Origin of the sequence: Streptomyces sp. NRRL S-340, from assembly GCF_000720185.1 — a bacterium.
Taxonomy (GTDB): Bacteria; Actinomycetota; Actinomycetes; order Streptomycetales; family Streptomycetaceae; genus Streptomyces.
Genome location: NZ_JOIY01000004.1, coordinates 73,089 through 92,738, shown reverse-complemented (window position 1 = coordinate 92,738; position 19,650 = coordinate 73,089). Strand labels below are relative to the sequence as shown.

Here is a 19,650-nt window from a genome sequence, read left to right as displayed (position 1 = left end):
TACCCCGCGCGAACCGGCTCGCCTCCCCACCCCCCTCCTCCCCTACGCTTGTCCCGTGACCCCCGTCGAGCTCTCCCGTACCGTGCTGTGCGCGGTGCGCCGTGCTGTCGACGCGGGGGAGCTGAGCGTGCCGCTTCCGGAGCGGGTCGTCGTCAAGCCGCCCGGGCCGGGAGGCTGCGGGGACTACGCCACCAACGTCGCGCTCCAGCTCGCCCGGCCCGCCGGGCAGAGCGCGCTGCGCGTCGCCGGCGTGCTGCGGGACCACCTGATGGCCATGACGGCCGACGGCGTCGGGGATGTCGTCGTCACCGGTCCCGGGTTCCTCAACATCAGCCTCCGTGACACCGACGCCGATGCCGCCTCTGGCCGGCTGGTCGGGGAGATCCTGCGCAGCGGCCGGCGCTACGGGTACGGACAGGACGCCGCCGGGCAGGTCGTCCGGCTGCACTGCGCCGCCGAACCCCGGGCCCTCGTCGTCGCCGACGTCCTCGCGCGGCTGCTGCGCGCCCAGGGCGCCCTCGTGCGCACCACCTGTGAGAGCCCCGTCCCCGCGCCGTGGGAGGCCGTGCTTGGTGCCCGCGCCGACGCGTCGGGGACGGGACGGCTGGAGGCCGACGTGGCGACCGGGACGGGACGGCTGGAGGCCGACGTGGCGACCGGGACGGGACGGCTGGAGGCCGACGTGGCGACCGGGACGGGGCGCCCGGACGTCGGCGTACGGCCGGTCCCCGTCCCCGCGGCCGACGTCCCGGCCCTGCTCGCCCTCGGGCGGGACGCCGGGCGCTGGGCGCTGCTCCACCCCGCCGGTCACGACCGGCCCCGCACCGGCGGAGATCACCTCGTCCAGCGCGAGAGCAACCCCCTCTTCCGCGTCCGGTACGCCCACGCCCGCACCCGGGCCCTGCACCGCAACGCGGCCGGCCTCGGCTTCACCGCACGGCCGGGAGCCACGGGCACGCCCGCGGCCCGCGCGCTGCTCGCCGCCCTCGCCGACCACCCCCGCGTCCTCGCCCGTGCGGCGCGCAACCGCACACCCGACCTGCTCGCCCGGCACCTCGTCACCGTCGCCGAGGCCGTGCCGCCCCTGCTGCCGGACGTACTGCCGCGCGGCGAGGAGAAACCCTCGGCCGCCCACCGCGCCCGGCTGGCGCTCGCCGAAGCCGCCGGGACGGTGCTGGCCGGCGGCCTGTCCCTGCTCGGCATCGACGCACCCGACCACCTCTGAGAGCGCAGAGAGACACACCGACATGAGCCGTTCCGCACATCCCGCCGGGCCCCGTCACGCCGATGTCCTGCCCGAGGGCCACTACGCCGCCCCGCCGACCGACCTCAACACCCTCGACGCGAAGGTCTGGGCGCAGACCGTGACACGGGACGCGGACGGTGTGGTGAGCGTCGGCGGCGTACCCGTCACGCGGCTCGCCGAGGAGTTCGGCACGCCCGCGTACGTCATGGACGAGGCCGACTTCCGCGCCCGCGCCCGCGCCTGGCGCACCGCCTTCGGGCACGACGCCGACGTCTTCTACGCCGGCAAGGCGTTCCTGTCGCGCGCCGTCGTGCGCTGGCTGAACGAGGAGGGACTCAACCTCGACGTCTGTTCGGGGACCGAGCTGGCCACCGCCCTGTCCGCGGGGATGCCGGCCGACCGCGTCGCCTTCCACGGGAACAACAAGTCGGCGGCCGAGATCGAGCGCGCGGTGAGCGTCGGGGTCGGCCGGATCGTGCTCGACTCCTTCCAGGAGATCGTGCGGGTCGCGCACATCGCGCAGTCCCTCGGCAAGCGGCAGCGCGTCCAGATCCGGATCACCGTGGGCGTCGAGGCGCACACGCACGAGTTCATCGCCACCGCCCACGAGGACCAGAAGTTCGGCATCCCGCTCGCCGGGGGCCAGGCCGCCGAGGCCGTGCGGCGGGCTCTCCAGCTCGACGGTCTCGAGCTGATCGGCATCCACAGCCACATCGGGTCGCAGATCTTCGACATGTCCGGCTTCGAGGTCGCCGCGCACCGGGTGGTCGGGCTGCTCAAGGACATCCGTGACGAGCACGGCGTCGAACTGCCCGAGATCGACCTCGGCGGCGGTCTCGGCATCGCCTACACCAGCGACGACGACCCGCGCGAGCCGCACGAGATCGCCAAGGCGCTCACCGAGATCGTGACGCGCGAGTGCGACGCGGCCCGGTTGCGCACGCCCCGCATCTCGGTCGAGCCCGGGCGCGCCGTCGTGGGCCCCACCGCCTTCACCCTCTACGAGGTCGGCACCGTCAAGCCGCTGGAAGGGCTGCGTACGTACGTCTCCGTCGACGGCGGCATGTCGGACAACATCCGCACCGCGCTCTACGACGCCGAGTACAGCGTGGCCCTGGTCTCGCGCACCTCCGACGCCGAGCCCATGCTCGTCCGGGTGGTCGGCAAGCACTGCGAGAGCGGCGACATCGTGGTCAAGGACGCGTTCCTGCCGGCCGACCTGGCGCCCGGCGACCTCATCGCCGTGCCCGCGACGGGCGCGTACTGCCGGTCCATGGCCAGCAACTACAACCATGCCCTGCGCCCGCCGGTCGTCGCCGTCGCCGACGGGGAGGCCCGGGTCATCGTCCGGCGGGAGACTGAGGACGATCTCCTGCGTCTGGACGTCGGGTGACACAGGCACCCTGACGCAGGCTCCCGGTGCGGGGTGCCTGACGCAGGGCACCGCCGCGCCGGAAGATCTCCTGTCTCCCGGCCCGGCGGAAATGAAATAAACGTCTCACGATCCGGACAAATGACAGAAACTCCGGTCCGGTGAGTGAGACTGGTCCCACCGTAGACGGTATGAGGAAACGAGGTCGGATGATGCGTACGCGTCCGCTGAAGGTGGCGCTGCTGGGCTGTGGGGTTGTCGGCTCAGAGGTGGCGCGCATCATGACGACGCACGCCGACGACCTCACGGCCAGGATCGGCGCCCCGGTGGAGATCGCCGGGGTCGCCGTCCGGCGCCCCTCCAAGGTGCGCGAGGGCATCGACCCCGCCCTCATCACCACCGACGCCACCGCCCTCGTCAAACGCGGCGACATCGACGTCGTCATCGAGGTCATCGGCGGCATCGAGCCGGCCCGGGCCCTGATCACCACCGCGTTCGAGCACGGCGCCTCCGTCGTCTCCGCGAACAAGGCCCTCCTCGCCCAGGACGGGGCCGCCCTGCACGCCGCCGCCGAGGAGCACGGCCGCGACCTCTACTACGAGGCCGCCGTCGCCGGCGCCATCCCGCTGATCCGGCCGCTGCGCGAGTCCCTGGCCGGCGACAAGGTCAACCGGGTGCTCGGCATCGTCAACGGCACCACCAACTTCATCCTCGACAAGATGGACTCCACGGGTGCCGGGTACCAGGAGGCCCTCGACGAGGCCACCGCGCTCGGGTACGCCGAGGCCGACCCGACCGCCGACGTCGAGGGCTTCGACGCCGCCGCCAAGGCCGCCATCCTCGCCGGGATCGCCTTCCACACCCGCGTACGCCTCGACGACGTCTACCGCGAGGGCATGACCGAGGTCACCGCCGCCGACTTCGCCTCCGCCAAGGAGATGGGCTGCACCATCAAGCTGCTCGCCATCTGCGAGCGGGCCGCCGACGGCGCCTCCGTCACCGCGCGCGTGCACCCCGCGATGATCCCGCTCAGCCACCCGCTCGCCTCGGTGCGCGGCGCGTACAACGCCGTCTTCGTGGAGTCGGAGGCCGCGGGCCGGCTGATGTTCTACGGGCCCGGCGCCGGCGGCTCGCCCACCGCCTCCGCCGTCCTCGGCGACCTCGTCGCCGTCTGCCGCAACCGGCTCAGCGGCGCCACCGGCCCCGGCGATTCCGCGTACGCCGCGCTGCCCGTCTCGCCCATGGGCGACGTCGTCACGCGCTACCACATCAGCCTGGACGTCGCCGACAAACCGGGCGTCCTGGCCCAGGTCGCCACCGTGTTCGCCGAGCACGGGGTGTCCATCGACACAGTTCGCCAGCAGGGCAAGGACGGCGAGGCATCGCTCGTCGTCGTCACCCACCGAGCGTCCGACGCCGCCCTCACCGGCACCGTCGAGGCGCTGCGCAGCCTCGACACCGTGCGGGGCGTCGCCAGCATCATGCGGGTTGAAGGAGAGTAACCAGCAATGACCCACCAGTGGCGCGGAATCATCGAGGAGTACCGGGACCGGCTGCCGGTGTCCGACAGCACGCCGGTCGTGACGCTCCGCGAGGGCGGTACGCCCCTCGTCCCCGCGCAGGTGCTCTCCGAGCGCACCGGCTGCGAGGTCCACCTCAAGGTCGAGGGCGCGAACCCGACCGGGTCCTTCAAGGACCGCGGCATGACCATGGCGATCAGCAAGGCCAAGGAGGAAGGCGCCAAGGCGGTCATCTGCGCCTCCACCGGCAACACCTCGGCCTCCGCCGCCGCGTACGGCGTACGGGCGGGCATGGTCTCCGCCGTGCTCGTGCCGCAGGGCAAGATCGCGCTCGGCAAGATGGGCCAGGCCCTCGTGCACGGCGCGAAGATCCTCCAGGTCGACGGCAACTTCGACGACTGCCTCACGCTGGCCCGCGCGCTCAGCGACAACTACCCCGTCGCGCTGGTCAATTCGGTCAACCCGGTACGTATCGAGGGGCAGAAGACCGCCGCCTTCGAGATCGTCGACATGCTCGGCGACGCGCCCGACATCCACGTCCTCCCGGTCGGCAACGCGGGCAACATCACCGCCTACTGGAAGGGCTACAAGGAGTACGCCGCCGACGCGGTCTCCACGAAGACGCCGCGCATGTGGGGCTTCCAGGCCTCCGGCAGCGCCCCGATCGTGCGCGGCGAGGTCGTCAAGGACCCCTCGACCATCGCCACCGCCATCCGGATCGGCAACCCCGCCTCCTGGACGTACGCCCTCGCCGCGCGCGACGAGTCCGGCGGTGCCATCGACGAGGTGACGGACCGTGAGATCCTGCGCGCCTACCGGCTGTTGGCCGCGCAGGAGGGCGTCTTCGTCGAACCGGCGTCGGCCGCGTCCGTCGCCGGTCTGCTGAAGGCCGCCGAGCAGGGCAAGGTCGACCCGGGGCAGCGGATCGTCTGCACCGTCACGGGCAACGGCCTCAAGGACCCCGACTGGGCCGTCGCCGGCGCTCCGCAGCCGGTCACCGTCCCGGTCGACGCGGCCACGGCGGCGGAGCGGCTGGGCCTCGCCTGACGGTGCTCCTCTTGCCCTGTCCGCCGTCCCGGACGGCGGACAGGGCAAGAAGCGGACGGCAGCGGGACCGGGACCGTACGGCCCGGCCCCACCGGTCCCGGGTCCCCTGTCCCACCGGCTCGGCCGTACGGTCCGGTCGGCCCTACAGTCCGGTCGGCCGTAGGGCCGTAGGGCCATATGGCCGTAAGGGCAGGCTCGCGTGACGGGTGTCGCCGTGACGGGTGTCCCGTCTGCCGACTGCCTCGTCCGTCCCGTCTGCCTCGCCCGTCGGCCGTCCCGCCCGCCGGCCGTCATCGGACGGCCGTCGCCCGGCGGTTGCCGCCTGACGGCCGGTGCCTGACGGTCGGTCCCTGTTGGGAGGGCCCCCGGAGGCCGCGTCCCGGCGGGGCCGCTCCCGCAGTCCTCGGCGCGGCCCGCGTGGCCGGCCTGGGCGTTACCGGCCTCCGTGCGGCTCGACCGCCCGCACGGACGGCCGGGCCGCCGAGGCACCCGGTGCCACCACTCGGCCCCACGACCGGCCCCGCCGCCCGGCCGCACCCGCACAACTCCGCGACCTCCCAAGGCGTCCCCACCCGGGGACCCCTGGCAGGGGGCACGGAATGGCTCGCGACACGCATCGTGCGCCTCCTGTGCGCCCTATGTCGCCACAGAACCTTCCTTCGATAGGCTGTAAGGAACCCGCCCACCGCATATGCCGCCGCATGTCGCGGTGCCGCGCCGTCCGTGCGGCCCCCGAGGGTCCTCACGGCCTCACGTGTCCGTCGAATCCCGGTCGAATGTCCCTCGACCGTCACGCAGCTCAAGGAGAGTCAACGAGCGATGGCCGGTCCAGCGTTCCGCGCCGCCGCCGTCCGGGTGCGCGTCCCCGCCACCAGCGCCAACCTCGGCCCGGGCTTCGACGCCTTCGGCCTCGCGCTGGGGCTCTACGACGACGTCGTGGTCCGGGTGGCCGACTCCGGGCTGCACATCGACATCGCCGGCGAGGGCAGCGAGACCCTGCCGCGCGACGAGAAGCACCTGCTCGTACGGTCGCTGCGCACCGCGTTCGACGTACTCGGCGGGCAGCCGCGCGGCCTGGAGATCGTCTGCGCGAACCGCATCCCGCACGGCCGCGGACTCGGTTCCTCCTCCGCCGCCATCTGCGCGGGCATCGTCGCCGCCCGCGCCGTGACCATAGGCGGCGACTCCAAGCTCGACGACACGGCGCTCCTGGAACTGGCCACCGAGATCGAGGGCCACCCGGACAACGTGGCGGCCTGCCTGCTCGGCGGGTTCACCCTGTCGTGGCTGGAGGCCGGAGCCGCCCGGGCGATCAGGATGGAGCCCTCCGATTCCGTCGTTCCGGTGGTTTTCGTGCCCGCGAAACCCGTCCTGACCGAGACCGCGCGCGGCCTGCTCCCGCGCACCGTGCCGCACGTCGACGCGGCCGTCAACGCGGGCCGTGCGGCCCTGCTCGTCGAGGCCCTCACCCGGCGCCCCGAGCTGCTGCTGCCCGCCACCGAGGACCGCCTCCACCAGGAGTACCGGGCGCCGGCCATGCCGGAGAGCGCCGCACTGGTGGAGCGGCTGCGCGGGGACGGCATCCCCGCGGTCATCTCCGGCGCCGGACCGACGGTCATGGCGCTGGCCGACGCGGGCACCGCCGACAAGGTGGAACGGCTCGCGGGGACCGGCTGGGCCGCCAACCGGCTGAGTCTCGACGCACAGGGCGCCTGCGTGCTGCCGCTGTCGGGCTGACACGCGATTGCCGGATGTGGAGAGGGGGAATGTTTGTTGGATCCGGTAGTGTTAATCTCAAGTCTGCACCCGACCCCACCATGGCGAGGTGCTTCGTGTCCCAGTCAGGGACCAACATTCTTCCGGGAGCTCCCCAAGCCACTCTGTGTTCCGTACGCCGTATCCGGGCAGTACGTCGTACGCGGACGCTGAGCGGTCCACAGGTGGGGATCCCCCCTCTGGGGGAGCTCCGGAAACGGTGCTACCACGCCACGTGACACCGGGTGCCACGGCTCGTCGCGGCAGCGCCACTCACCAGATATCTCTTCCGCCGCTTTGGCGGACCACCGCCCCGGCACGGTCCACACAGCAAGGACCGAAGCCGGACAGCACAACCGGTCGCCGAGCCAGACAGGCCGACGTCCGCTCCAGGGAAGGACCCTTCGTGAGCGACACCACCGATCTGATGGGCGCACGTGTCGAGGAGACCGCTGCCGCGCCCTCCACGGACGCCTCCGCGCCTGCTACCGGTGCCGGCTCCCGGCGGCGCCGCGGTACCGGCCTCGAGGGCATGGTGCTGGCCGAGCTTCAGCAGGTCGCCTCGGGCCTCGGCATCAGGGGCACCGCGCGGATGCGCAAGAGCCAGCTGATCGAGGTCATCAAGGAGGCGCAGGCCGCAGGGGGCGCCGCGCCCGCGAAGGCCGCGGCCGCCGCCGGCGAGGCCACCGAGACCAAGCCGAAGCGCCGCGCCACCTCCCGCACCCGCACGGGCGACGACAGCGCCGCGGGGAAGAAGTCGGCCGAGGCGCCGGCCGAGAAGGCCGTGGCCCAGCAGCAGATCGAGATCCCCGGCCAGCCGGCTGGGGGTCCCGCCCTGGTCGAGCGAAGCCGAGAGCTCGGGGGAGACGACGCTCCCGTCGAGCGGCGCAGGCGCCGGGCCACCGCCGAGGCGGGCAGCCCGGAGACCGTCACCGCCGAGGCGAAGGGCGACGCGAAGGCCGAGGCCGCCGCCCAGCAGCAGCCGCAGCAGGGCGACGCCAAGGGCGACGCGGGCGAGGGCGAGGGCCGCCGGCGCGACCGCCGCGAGCGCGGCCGCGACCGTGACCGGGACCGCGACCGTGACCGGGACCGCCGTGGCGGCAAGGGCGACGACCAGCAGGGCCAGCGCCAGCAGAGCCAGCAGCAGGGCGGCGGCCGCCAGGACCGCAGTAGCGGCCCGCAGGACGACGACGACTTCGACGGCGGGCGCCGCGGCCGTCGCGGCCGCTACCGCGACCGCCGTGGCCGCCGTGGCCGCGACGACGTGCAGGAGCCGCAGATCACCGATGACGACGTCCTGATCCCGGTCGCCGGCATCCTGGACATCCTCGACAACTACGCCTTCATCCGGACCTCCGGCTACCTGCCCGGTCCGAACGACGTGTACGTCTCCCTCGCCCAGGTCCGCAAGAACGGCCTGCGCAAGGGCGACCACGTCACCGGTGCCGTGCGCCAGCCCAAGGAGGGCGAGCGCCGCGAGAAGTTCAACGCGCTGGTGCGCCTGGACTCCGTCAACGGCATGGCGCCCGAACACGGCCGCGGGCGGCCGGAGTTCAACAAGCTGACGCCGCTGTACCCGCAGGACCGGCTCCGTCTGGAGACCGAGGCGGGCGTGCTGACGACCCGGATCATCGACCTCGTGTCGCCGATCGGCAAGGGCCAGCGCGGTCTGATCGTGGCCCCGCCGAAGACCGGCAAGACCATGATCATGCAGGCGATCGCCAACGCCATCACGCACAACAACCCCGAGTGCCACCTGATGGTCGTCCTGGTCGACGAGCGTCCGGAAGAGGTCACCGACATGCAGCGGTCGGTCAAGGGCGAGGTCATCTCCTCGACCTTCGACCGCCCGGCCGAGGACCACACCACCGTCGCCGAGCTGGCCATCGAGCGCGCCAAGCGCCTGGTCGAGCTGGGTCACGACGTGGTCGTCCTGCTGGACTCGATCACCCGTCTGGGCCGCGCGTACAACCTCGCCGCCCCGGCCTCCGGCCGCATCCTGTCCGGTGGTGTCGACTCGACCGCCCTGTACCCGCCGAAGCGCTTCTTCGGTGCGGCCCGCAACATCGAGGACGGCGGCTCGCTGACCATCCTCGCCACCGCCCTGGTGGACACCGGGTCCCGCATGGACGAGGTGATCTTCGAGGAGTTCAAGGGCACCGGCAACATGGAGCTGAAGCTCGACCGGAAGCTCGCCGACAAGCGCATCTTCCCGGCGGTGGACGTGGACGCGTCCGGCACCCGCAAGGAGGAGATCCTGCTGAACTCCGAGGAGCTCGGCATCGTCTGGAAGCTGCGCCGGGTGCTGCACGCGCTCGACCAGCAGCAGGCGATCGAGCTGCTCCTCGACAAGATGAAGCAGACCAAGTCGAACGTCGAGTTCCTGATGCAGATCCAGAAGACGACGCCGGCCCCCGGCAACGGCGACTGATCCGCACAGCACGGCACGAAGGGCCGCTCCCGCCAGGGGGCGGCCCTTCGCCGTGGACGCGCCCCGGCGGCCCCAGGGCCCGGCCTCCGCGCGCACGAGAGCTTCGCCACAGCATGCCGGGGGGCCGCTGTGCAACCTTTGCCCCGGTTACCTCGTCTGACCGTGAAGAGCGACGATGGTGCGGTACGGCTTCGACCCGGCCGGGCCTGACCCAGGCACCAAGGGGTAACCGACCGGATACGAGAGCTGAGGAGCACATGTCCGCCCAGAGCACACCGGACCCCGGCATACCGGGGAAGTCCCGCACCGACAGCACCCGCCGCAAGGGCGCCGGGGGCCGCCGTCGCAAGCCCCCCACGGGGCGGCGCAAGGCCCTGCTGGCCACGGCCTGGACGGCGGCGGGCATCGTGGTGCTGGGCGGCACCGGTGCCGGCTACCTGTACCTCAAGCTCAACGGCAACCTGAAGACGGTCGACATCAACCAGGCCCTCGGCACCGACCGGCCCTCCAAGACCGACAACGGTTCTGAGAACATCCTGGTCCTCGGCTCGGACACCCGCGCGGGCGGCAACAGGAAGCTGGGCGGCGGCACCGACGACGGCAGCGCCCGCTCCGACACGGCGATGATCGTGCACGTGTACGAGGGCCACAAGAAGGCCAGCGTCGTCTCCGTGCCCCGCGACACCCTCGTGGACCGCCCCGAGTGCACCGACCCCAAGGGCGGCACGCACCCGGCGGCGCACGACGCGATGTTCAACGAGTCCTACGGCACCGGCGGCGCGACCTGCGCCGTGAAGACCGTGGAGTCGCTCACCGGCCTCCGGATGGACCACTACCTCGAGGTCGACTTCAGCGGCTTCCAGAAGCTCATCGACGACCTCGGCGGCGTCCAGGTCACCACGACCAGGGCCATCCACGACCCCAACAGCCACCTGAACCTCACCGCGGGCACCCACACCCTCGACGGGAAGCAGTCCCTCGGCCTCGTCCGCACCCGGCACGGCGTCGGCGACGGCTCCGACCTGGGCCGCATCCAGCTCCAGCAGGCCTTCGTCAAGGCACTGATCGACCAGGTCAAGCACGTCGGGGTCTTCACCAGCCCCAAGAAGCTCTACGACCTCGCCGACACCGCCACCAAGGCCGTCACCACCGACTCCGACCTCGGCTCGGTGAACTCCCTGATCTCCTTCGCCGACGGCCTCAAGGGCATCAGCTCCTCGCAGATGACCATGGTCACCATGCCGGTCCGGTACGACCCGGCCAACCCGAACCGCGTGATCATCGAGGAGACCAAGGCCCGCCAGGTCTGGACGGCCCTGAAGAACGACCGGCCGATCCCGAGGACGGCCACCGAGGGCACGGCGACCGGCGAGGCCAAGGGCGTCGTGAGCGGCGCGTAGCGGCGCGGGGCCGTGCCGGGGTGCGGCGGGGAATACTCCGCACCGGCCCCCGGTTTGGGGAGATGGCCCCAGTCCTGGCAGACTGGTCCGTCGGCCCCGGTTCACGTCCCCGCATCCCGCGGCGGCGACCCGGCGCCCTCCCGAACCTAGGAGACACCTTGAAGCGCGACATCCACCCCGAGTACGTCGAGACGCAGGTCAGCTGCACCTGCGGCGCGTCGTTCACCACCCGCAGCACCATCGAGTCCGGCACCATCCGGGCCGAGGTCTGCTCCGAGTGCCACCCGTTCTACACGGGCAAGCAGAAGATCCTCGACACCGGTGGCCGTGTGGCCCGCTTCGAGGCCCGCTTCGGCAAGGCTGCCGCCGGCTCCAAGAAGTAGCGAGCCCCATTTCGCCGGTCCACGGCCGTGCCCCCACCGGGGCGCGCCCGGGACCGGCGTTTTTGGTCGTCCGCCCTTCCCCTCCCCCAGCAGTAGCAGGAGCCCAAGATGTTCGAGGCCGTCGAGGAGCTCGTCGTCGAGCACGCCGACCTGGAGAAGAAGCTCGCCGACCCCTCGGTCCACTCCGACCAGGCGAACGCGCGCAAGCTCAACAAGCGTTACGCCGAGCTGACCCCGATCGTCGCCACGTACCGCTCCTGGAAGCAGACCGGCGACGACATCGTCACCGCGCGTGAACTGGCCGCCGACGACCCCGACTTCGCCGCCGAGGTCAAGGAGCTGGACAAGCAGCGCGAGGAGCTGACCGAGAAGCTGCGCCTGCTGCTCGTGCCGCGCGATCCCAGCGACGACAAGGACGTCATCCTGGAGATCAAGGCCGGCGCGGGCGGCGACGAGTCGGCGCTGTTCGCCGGTGACCTGCTGCGCATGTACCTGCGCTACGCCGAGCGCGTCGGCTGGAAGACCGAGATCATCGACGCCACCGAGTCCGAGCTGGGCGGCTACAAGGACGTCCAGGTCGCCGTGAAGGCGCGCGGGCAGATCGAGCCCGGCCAGGGCGTGTGGGCGCGGCTGAAGTACGAGGGCGGCGTGCACCGTGTGCAGCGCGTGCCGGCCACCGAGTCCCAGGGCCGCATCCACACCTCGGCGGCGGGTGTCCTCGTGACGCCCGAGGCCGAGGAGGTCGACGTCGAGATCAACCCGAACGACCTGCGGATCGACGTCTACCGGTCCTCCGGACCCGGCGGCCAGTCGGTCAACACCACCGACTCCGCGGTGCGCATCACGCACCTGCCCACCGGAGTCGTCGCCTCCTGCCAGAACGAGAAGAGCCAGCTGCAGAACAAGGAGCAGGCGATGCGTATCCTGCGCTCCAGGCTGCTGGCCGCGGCGCAGGAGGAGGCGGAGAAGGAGGCCGCGGACGCCCGCCGCAGCCAGGTCCGCACCGTCGACCGCTCCGAGAAGATCCGCACCTACAACTTCCCGGAGAACCGCATCTCCGACCACCGGGTCGGCTTCAAGGCCTACAACCTGGACCAGGTTTTGGACGGCGACCTCGCCGCCGTCATCCAGGCCTGCGTCGACGCCGACTCGGCCGCCAAGCTCGCGGCCGCGTGAGGCCCGGGCCGCGGGGCACCACGGTGTGAGGCGGGCGCGGCCGCCCGGCGCTCCCGCGGGGCCCGGCGCCACCGCCGTAGCGCCCCGCGGACGCGCGAGGCGCGGGCGCAGGGACCCGCGGACGTACGGACGCACGGAGTAGTTACCGAGCACGGAGGACCAGCGTGCAGCAAGAATCCGGGGGGCGACCCCCAGGCCCCCGCAGCGTGCTGCTCGCGGAGGTGGCGCAGGCCACCCAGCGGCTGGCCGACGCCGGTGTGCCCTCGCCGCGCAACGACGCCGAGGAACTGGCCGCCTTCGTGCACGGCGTCAAGCGCGGCCAGCTGCACTCCGTGAAGGACGCCGACTTCGACGCCCGGTACTGGGAGGTCATCGCCCGGCGCGAGCAGCGCGAGCCGCTGCAGCACATCACCGGGCGGGCCTACTTCCGCTACCTGGAGCTGCAGGTCGGCCCCGGTGTGTTCGTGCCGCGGCCCGAGACCGAGTCGGTCGTCGGCTGGGCCATAGACGCCGTGCGCGCCATGGACGTGGTCGAGCCGTGCATCGTCGACCTGTGCACCGGCTCCGGCGCCATCGCCCTCGCCCTCGCCCAGGAGGTGCCGCGCTCGCGCGTGCACGCCGTGGAGCTGAGCGAGGACGCGCTGACGTGGACCCGCAAGAACGTCGAGGGGTCCAGGGTCGACCTGCGCCAGGGCGACGCCCTGACCGCCTTCCCGGACCTCGACGGCCAGGTCGACCTCGTCATCTCCAACCCGCCGTACATCCCGCTGACCGAATGGGAGTACGTCGCCCCGGAGGCCCGCGACTACGACCCCGAGCTGGCACTGTTCTCCGGCGAGGACGGCCTCGACCTGATCCGCGGCATCGAACGCACCGCGCACCGGCTGCTGCGTCCGGGCGGTGTCGTGGTCATCGAGCACGCCGACACGCAGGGCGGCCAGGTGCCGTGGATCTTCACCGAGGAGCGGGGCTGGGCCGACGCGGCCGACCATCCCGACCTCAACAACCGGCCGCGGTTCGCCACCGCCCGCAAGGCGCTGCCATGAGCCCGGCGCAGCCCACCACCAGGACTTCAGACCAGCAGTACGTGTACGAGGAGGCCCGCTGACAATGGCACGGCGATACGACACCAACGACGCCACCGACCGCGCGACGGGTCTGCGCGAGGCCGCGTCCGCCGTCCGCCGGGGCGAACTCGTGGTGCTGCCGACCGACACCGTGTACGGCATCGGCGCCGACGCGTTCTCCTCGGAGGCCGTCGCCGACCTGCTCGCCGCCAAGGGCCGCGGGCGCGCCATGCCCACGCCCGTCCTCATCGGCTCCCCGAACACGCTGCACGGGCTGGTCACGGACTTCTCCGAGATGGCCTGGGAACTGGTGGACGCGTTCTGGCCGGGCGCCCTCACGCTCATCGCCAGGCACCAGCCGTCCCTGCAGTGGGACCTGGGCGACACCCGCGGCACGGTCGCCGTGCGCATGCCGCTGCACCCGGTCGCCATCGAACTGCTCAACGAGTTCGGCCCGATGGCCGTCTCCTCGGCGAACCTCACCGGCCATCCCGCGCCGGAGACCTGCGACGCCGCCCAGGAGATGCTCGGCGACTCCGTCTCCGTCTACCTCGACGGCGGCCCGACCCCCGGCAACGTGCCGTCGTCCATCGTCGACGTCAGCCGCGCGGTGCCGGTGCTGCTGCGCGCGGGCGCGCTGTCGGCAGAGGAGCTGCGCAAGGTCGTACCCGACCTCGAGGTGGCGAATTGACGGCGCCTGACACCCCCGGGCTCACGGACCGGTTCCCGCAGGGGGGACCCCCATGCGTGGCATAGGCGGGAAGGACGAGCCGGTGATCCCGACGATCCCGGCCCAGCCGGGGCTGCCCGGCGGGGCCTTCCGCATCCTCCACGTCAGCACCGGCAACGTGTGCCGCTCGCCCATCACCGAGCGGCTGACCCGGCACTTCGTGGCGGACCGGCTCGGCGACCCGGCCGGCGGCGGTCTGATCGTGGAGAGCGCGGGCACCTGGGGCCACGAGGGCGCGCCCATGGAGACCAACGCCGAGACGGTCCTCGCCGACTTCGGCGCGGACGCCTCCGGCTTCACCGGCCGGGAACTGCTGGACGAGCACGTGATCCGCGCCGACCTGGTCCTCACCGCGACCCGTGACCACCGGGCCCAGGTGATCTCGATGGGGCACTCGGCGGGGCTGCGCACCTTCACGCTCAAGGAGTTCACCCGGCTGGTGAGGGCGATCGACCCGGCCACGCTGCCGCCGCTCCAGGACGGTGTGGTCGAGCGTGCCCGGGCGCTGGTGCGGGCCGCCGCGGCGCTGCGCGGGTGGCTCCTGGCCCCGAACGCGGAGGCGGACGAGGTCTACGACCCCTACGGCGCCCCGCTGCCGTTCTTCCGCTCCATCGGCGACGAGATACACGAGGCGCTGGACCCGGTCGTCACCGCCCTGACCGGCGTCCCGGCCCGGACCTGAGCCCGGCGCCGGTGGTGCCGGCGCCGTCCGGGACCGCGGCGCCGGCGCGACGGGGACACCGCACGGGCCCGGCCCCGGCGGGTGCCGGGTCACCGAGGGCCGCCCGGGCGTCCGGGCCTCACCGGTGCGTCCGTCCCCGTGAAGGCGTAACGGCCGAGCGGCCCCCGCGGGGCGGGCCTACATTGGACGTACGTCACCGTCGACCGTCCGGAGCCCACCATGTCGGTCATCCCCGGCCTAGAGGCCGATGTCCTGCGGCGGCAGGACCCGGAAGTGGCCGACATCGTGCTGGGGGAGCTGGCCCGGCAGTCGACGACGCTCCAGCTGATCGCGGCGGAGAACTTCACCTCGCCCGCGGTGCTGGCGGCGCTCGGCTCGCCGCTGGCGAACAAGTACGCGGAGGGCTACCCGGGCGCCCGCCACCACGGCGGCTGCGAACTCGTCGACGCCGCCGAACGCCTCGCCGTCGAGCGCGCGAAGGCGCTCTTCGGCGCCGAGCACGCCAACGTCCAGTCGCACTCGGGCTCGTCCGCGGTGCTGGCCGCCTACGCGGCGCTGCTGCGGCCCGGCGACACCGTGCTCGCCCTCGGCCTGCCGCACGGCGGCCACCTCACCCACGGTTCGCCCGCGAACTTCTCCGGGCGCTGGTTCGACTTCGTCGGCTACGGCGTGGACGCCGAGAGCGGGCTCATCGACCACCAGCAGGTGCGCGCGCTGGCCCGTACGCACCGGCCCAAGGCGATCGTGTGCGGGTCGATCGCCTACCCGCGCCACATCGACCACGCCTTCTTCCGCTCGGTCGCCGACGAGGTCGGCGCCTATCTGATCGCCGACGCCGCGCACCCGATGGGGCTGGTCGCCGGGGGAGCGGCGCCCAGCCCGGTGCCGTACGCCGACGTGGTGTGCGCCACCACCCACAAGGTGCTGCGCGGGCCGCGCGGCGGGATGATCCTGTGCGGGAGCGAGCTGGCCGAGCGGGTGGACCGGGCGGTGTTCCCGTTCACCCAGGGCGGCGCCCAGATGCACACCATCGCGGCGAAGGCGGTGGCGTTCGGCGAGGCGGCCACCCCGGCGTTCGGCGCCTACGCCCACCAGGTGGTCGCCAACGCGCGCGTGCTGGCGGCGTACCTGGCCGCGGAGGGACTGGCCGTGACCACCGGCGGCACCGACACCCACCTGATCACCGCCGACCCGGCGCCGCTCGGTGTCGACGGGCGCACCGCGCGCGGGCGGCTGGCCGCCGCCGGGATCGTGCTGGACTGCTGCGCGCTGCCGCACTCCGGCGCCCGCGGGCTGCGCCTGGGCACGGCCGCGGTGACCACGCAGGGCATGGGGCAGGAGGAGATGGCGCGGATCGCGGTGCTGCTCGGCAAGGTGCTGCGCGGGGAGCTGGACGGCGCGCGGGCGCGGGAGGACGTGCGCGAACTCACCGCCGCGTTCCCCCCGTATCCGGGCTGACGCGGGCCGTGCGGGCGGGCCGAGCAGGGCCTGTACCGAGGGCTCGTACGGGGTGAAAGGGCCGAGCGGGGGCAGACGCGGACCCGTGCGGAGCCCGCGCACAGCCGTATGTGCAACCATCGTCGCTACCCGGAAGTCCCCATACATATGCTCGCGTCGCTAGGGTGTGAGGCTGAGATGGCCAGCGAGACCTGTGGGGAAGCCTGTGCGTGAATACCTGCTGACGCTCTGCATCACGGCCGCGGTGACGTACCTGCTGACCGGGCCGGTGCGCAAGTTCGCGATCGTGGCGGGGGCGATGCCGGAGATCCGGGCGCGTGACGTGCACCGGGAACCCACTCCGCGGCTCGGCGGGATCGCGATGTTCTTCGGCATGTGCGCGGGCCTGCTGGTCGCCGACCACCTCACCAACCTCAACGAGGTCTTCGAGAAGTCGAACGAACCGCGCGCGCTGCTGTCGGGTGCCGCGCTGATCTGGCTGATCGGTGTCCTGGACGACAAGTTCGAGATCGACGCCCTGATCAAGCTGGGCGGCCAGATGATCGCCGCCGGTGTGATGGTCATGCAGGGGCTGACGATCCTGTGGCTGCCGGTGCCGGGTGTGGGCACGGTGGCGCTCACCCAGTGGCAGGGCACCCTGCTGACCGTGGCCCTCGTCGTGATCACGATCAACGCGGTCAACTTCGTCGACGGCCTCGACGGTCTCGCCGCCGGCATGGTGTGCATCGCCGCCGCCGCGTTCTTCATGTACGCCTACCGGATCTGGTACTCGTACGGCATCGAGGCCGCGGCCCCGGCCACCCTCTTCGCGGCCGTCCTGATGGGCATGTGCCTGGGTTTCCTGCCACACAACATGCACCCCGCGCGGATCTTCATGGGCGACTCGGGCTCGATGCTGATCGGTCTGGTCCTCGCGGCCGGCGCGATCTCGGTGACCGGGCAGGTCGACCCGGACGTGATGAAGCTGTTCTCCGGCTCCGAGCGCAACGCCGTGCACCAGATGGTGCCCGTCTACATCCCGCTGCTCATGCCGCTGACGATCATCGCGATCCCGGCCTCCGACTTCGTCTTCGCGGTGGTGCGCCGCACCTGGCGCGGCCAGTCGCCGTTCGCCGCCGACCGCGGCCACCTGCACCACCGGCTGCTCCAGATCGGCCACTCGCACAGCCGGGCCGTGCTGATCATGTACTTCTGGGCGGCGCTGATCGGCTTCGGCGCGCTCGGCTACTCGGTCAACTCGGCCTCGATGTGGATCGTGCTCGGGATCGTGCTGCTCAGCTTCCTCGGGCTCGTCCTGCTGCTGCTGCCGCGCTTCACCCCGCGCGCCCCGCACTGGGCGGAGCAGTTCGTGCCGCCGCGCTACCGGCGCCGTCGCCGCCGGGGGACCGTGGCACCGGCCGAGGGCGCCCGTGCGGGGACGTCCGCACCGGCCGCCGCCGGGGCCGCCGAGGCGGAGGGGACCGAGGAGGCCGTGGGGGCCTGCGGTGCGCAGGACAGCCCCGAGCCGGTCGCGGCCACGGTGGCGGGAGTCAACGGCGCGACCGCCGTGGGACCCCGTTCGCGTGTCCTCGACGGGCGCAAAGCCGGAACGTCGCGCTGACGCCCAAGGTAAGAATCTGACTAAAGCGTTGCCTGTTCATGGGGGAGCAAAGCGGTCTAATACCAGACAAGTTGCCCCCGTTTTTGCACAGACGGGCGCCGTCACTCTCATGTGTGACAGCCAGCACACCCACTTGGTAAAGACCGCATCAAATAGTTTGTGATACCGTTCACGAGAACCCCGGACAGAGCCGAAGGACCCCGATGCAAGGGTCCCTTGGTGATGAGGTTCCTCTCTCGGACCGGGGACTACGCTCGTCCATGACGACACCCTGCCCCCCTGTGAAAGCGGAGTTGCCGCCATGCCGTCCAATGACGTCCGGAACCTACTGCACACCGCCGTGCCCACCGCCGCCGTCGGTGTGGTCGCCGTGGCGGTCAGCGGTGCGGTCGCCGGAGGCAAGGGCGCGATCGGGGCCGTCGTCGGGGTGGTGCTCGCGATCCTGTACATGGGGATCGGTCTCTACGTACTGCAGTGGACCGCGAAAACGCTTCCGCAGCTCTTCCAGGCCATGGGCCTCATGCTCTACGTGGCCCAACTGCTGCTGCTCTTGATCTTCTTGGCCCTCTTCAAGGGCACCACGCTGTTCAACGCGAAGGCGTTCGCGTTCTCGCTCGTCGTCGCGACCGTCGTCTGGATGGCCGCGCAGGCACGCGCACACATGAAGTCCAAGATCTTCTACGTCGAACCGGACTCCGAGAAGAACGAGAAGTCCGAGAAGACAGGGTCTTCGTCGTGAGGGGTAGGCCCGGGATAAAGGCGTGTGAGATCTCCTGCTATCGTCCGGTGCCAACTGCGGCATCGCGGGCGCGGGCATCTGAGCTGACGCCTGCTCGATCGCGAGGCTCGATGCCTGCCGGCCGCCCCCACATCCGTCACACCAGTCCGGTGCCGACCCGCGGCTGCTCGCCGCGCCGACACAACGAGGTTGCCGTACCCATGCGCCACGCTGAAGGAGCCCGCGGTGAGTGCTGAACAGACCACGCTCGCCTTCGACTGGAGTTGCCGCGTCTTCGCCGACAACGGCTGCGGCTTTCCGTCGCCGGGCCTCCACTCCTTCCTCTTCAAGCCGATGTTCTCGGTCGGCGGCTACGACTTCGACAAGCCGATGCTGCTCGCCATCATCACCTCGCTCGTGGTGGTCGGCTTCTTCTGGGCCGCTTTCAGCAAGGCCAAGGTGGTGCCCGGCAAGCTGCAGATGGTCGGTGAGGCGGGTTACGACTTCGTGCGCCGCGGCATCGTCTACGAGACGCTCGGCAAGCGCGAGGGCGAGAAGTACGTCCCGTTCATGGTCTCGCTGTTCTTCTTCATCTGGATCATGAACCTCTGGTCGATCATCCCGGTCGCCCAGTTCCCGGTGACGTCGATCATCGCCTACCCGGCCGCCCTGGCCCTGTGCGTCTACGTGACCTGGATGGTCCTGACGTTCAAGAAGCACGGCTTCGCCGGCGGCTTCAAGAACCTGACCGGTTACGACAAGTCGCTCGGCCCGGTGCTGCCGCTCGTCGTGGTCATCGAGTTCTTCTCGAACGTCCTGGTCCGCCCGTTCACGCACGCGGTGCGACTGTTCGCCAACATGTTCGCCGGCCACCTGCTGCTCGTGATGTTCACCGTCGCCAGCTGGTACCTGATGAACAGCTGGCTGGTCGCGGCCGGCGCCGTCTCGTTCGTCATGGCCATGGTCATGATCCTGTTCGAGCTCTTCGTCCAGGCCGTCCAGGCGTACGTGTTCGTCCTCCTGGCCTGCTCCTACGTTCAGGGCGCTCTCGCCGAGCACCACTGA

At 71.8% G+C, this 19,650-nt stretch carries 16 protein-coding genes; all 16 read left to right on the top strand.

Annotated elements, in window-relative coordinates:
* Positions 1-55 precede the first annotated feature (55 nt).
* The 16 genes from nrtL (at position 56) to atpB (ending at position 19,650) form a co-directional block, all read left to right on the top strand.
* Positions 56-1,225, top strand: a complete 1,170-nt coding sequence (nrtL, locus tag IG64_RS03650; RefSeq protein WP_037851854.1) for an ArgS-related anticodon-binding protein NrtL — start codon at positions 56-58, stop codon at positions 1,223-1,225.
* Between the two features lie 22 nt (positions 1,226-1,247).
* Positions 1,248-2,639, top strand: a complete 1,392-nt coding sequence (gene lysA / locus IG64_RS03645; protein WP_037851852.1) for a diaminopimelate decarboxylase — start codon at positions 1,248-1,250, stop codon at positions 2,637-2,639.
* 188 nt (positions 2,640-2,827) lie between these two features.
* The gene (locus IG64_RS03640) at positions 2,828-4,120 is read left to right on the top strand and encodes a homoserine dehydrogenase (protein ID WP_037851849.1); all 1,293 of its coding nucleotides are present in this window, start codon (positions 2,828-2,830) and stop codon (positions 4,118-4,120) included.
* Between the two features lie 6 nt (positions 4,121-4,126).
* The gene (thrC, locus tag IG64_RS03635) at positions 4,127-5,185 is read left to right on the top strand and encodes a threonine synthase (protein WP_037851848.1); all 1,059 of its coding nucleotides are present in this window, start codon (positions 4,127-4,129) and stop codon (positions 5,183-5,185) included.
* A gap of 819 nt (positions 5,186-6,004) precedes the next feature.
* On the top strand, positions 6,005-6,922 hold the full coding sequence (thrB, locus tag IG64_RS03630; protein WP_037851845.1) for a homoserine kinase: 918 nt from the start codon (positions 6,005-6,007) through the stop codon (positions 6,920-6,922).
* A gap of 424 nt (positions 6,923-7,346) precedes the next feature.
* Positions 7,347-9,371 (top strand): transcription termination factor Rho, encoded by a 2,025-nt coding sequence (gene rho / locus IG64_RS03625; protein WP_037851842.1) that lies wholly within the window; start codon positions 7,347-7,349, stop codon positions 9,369-9,371.
* A 257-nt stretch (positions 9,372-9,628) separates the two neighbouring features.
* Complete coding sequence (locus tag IG64_RS03620; protein ID WP_037851840.1) at positions 9,629-10,771, top strand: LCP family protein; 1,143 nt, start codon at positions 9,629-9,631, stop codon at positions 10,769-10,771.
* A gap of 158 nt (positions 10,772-10,929) precedes the next feature.
* Positions 10,930-11,154, top strand: a complete 225-nt coding sequence (gene rpmE / locus IG64_RS03615; protein WP_019326867.1) for a 50S ribosomal protein L31 — start codon at positions 10,930-10,932, stop codon at positions 11,152-11,154.
* A gap of 108 nt (positions 11,155-11,262) precedes the next feature.
* Complete coding sequence (gene prfA / locus IG64_RS03610; RefSeq protein WP_037851835.1) at positions 11,263-12,330, top strand: peptide chain release factor 1; 1,068 nt, start codon at positions 11,263-11,265, stop codon at positions 12,328-12,330.
* 206 nt (positions 12,331-12,536) lie between these two features.
* A complete protein-coding gene (gene prmC / locus IG64_RS03605) occupies positions 12,537-13,376 on the top strand; it encodes a peptide chain release factor N(5)-glutamine methyltransferase (RefSeq protein WP_037851833.1) in 840 nt (279 codons plus the stop codon).
* Positions 13,377-13,440: 64 nt separating this feature from the next.
* Positions 13,441-14,088 carry an L-threonylcarbamoyladenylate synthase gene (locus IG64_RS03600; protein ID WP_037851830.1) on the top strand — a complete coding sequence of 216 codons (648 nt, stop codon included), beginning with the start codon at positions 13,441-13,443 and terminating at the stop codon, positions 14,086-14,088.
* Positions 14,089-14,140: 52 nt separating this feature from the next.
* Positions 14,141-14,809: a low molecular weight phosphatase family protein gene (locus IG64_RS03595; RefSeq protein WP_051812328.1), complete on the top strand. Its 669-nt coding sequence runs from the start codon at positions 14,141-14,143 to the stop codon at positions 14,807-14,809.
* 219 nt (positions 14,810-15,028) lie between these two features.
* On the top strand, positions 15,029-16,267 hold the full coding sequence (glyA, locus tag IG64_RS03590) for a serine hydroxymethyltransferase (RefSeq protein ID WP_037851826.1): 1,239 nt from the start codon (positions 15,029-15,031) through the stop codon (positions 16,265-16,267).
* Between the two features lie 205 nt (positions 16,268-16,472).
* Positions 16,473-17,867: an MraY family glycosyltransferase gene (locus IG64_RS03585; protein ID WP_037851824.1), complete on the top strand. Its 1,395-nt coding sequence runs from the start codon at positions 16,473-16,475 to the stop codon at positions 17,865-17,867.
* Positions 17,868-18,168: 301 nt separating this feature from the next.
* Complete coding sequence (locus IG64_RS03580; RefSeq protein ID WP_037851822.1) at positions 18,169-18,606, top strand: hypothetical protein; 438 nt, start codon at positions 18,169-18,171, stop codon at positions 18,604-18,606.
* 225 nt (positions 18,607-18,831) lie between these two features.
* Positions 18,832-19,650 (top strand): F0F1 ATP synthase subunit A, encoded by an 819-nt coding sequence (gene atpB / locus IG64_RS03575; RefSeq protein WP_037851820.1) that lies wholly within the window; start codon positions 18,832-18,834, stop codon positions 19,648-19,650.

Coding starts and splice junctions, on each gene's coding strand:
- IG64_RS03600 (WP_037851830.1), top strand. CDS start 13,441: ATGGCACGGCGATACGACACCAACGACGCCACCGACCGCGCGACGGGT.
- glyA (WP_037851826.1), top strand. CDS start 15,029: ATGTCGGTCATCCCCGGCCTAGAGGCCGATGTCCTGCGGCGGCAGGAC.
- IG64_RS03640 (WP_037851849.1), top strand. CDS start 2,828: ATGATGCGTACGCGTCCGCTGAAGGTGGCGCTGCTGGGCTGTGGGGTT.
- IG64_RS03620 (WP_037851840.1), top strand. CDS start 9,629: ATGTCCGCCCAGAGCACACCGGACCCCGGCATACCGGGGAAGTCCCGC.
- IG64_RS03580 (WP_037851822.1), top strand. CDS start 18,169: ATGCCGTCCAATGACGTCCGGAACCTACTGCACACCGCCGTGCCCACC.
- prfA (WP_037851835.1), top strand. CDS start 11,263: ATGTTCGAGGCCGTCGAGGAGCTCGTCGTCGAGCACGCCGACCTGGAG.
- thrB (WP_037851845.1), top strand. CDS start 6,005: ATGGCCGGTCCAGCGTTCCGCGCCGCCGCCGTCCGGGTGCGCGTCCCC.
- IG64_RS03595 (WP_051812328.1), top strand. CDS start 14,141: ATGCGTGGCATAGGCGGGAAGGACGAGCCGGTGATCCCGACGATCCCG.
- thrC (WP_037851848.1), top strand. CDS start 4,127: ATGACCCACCAGTGGCGCGGAATCATCGAGGAGTACCGGGACCGGCTG.
- lysA (WP_037851852.1), top strand. CDS start 1,248: ATGAGCCGTTCCGCACATCCCGCCGGGCCCCGTCACGCCGATGTCCTG.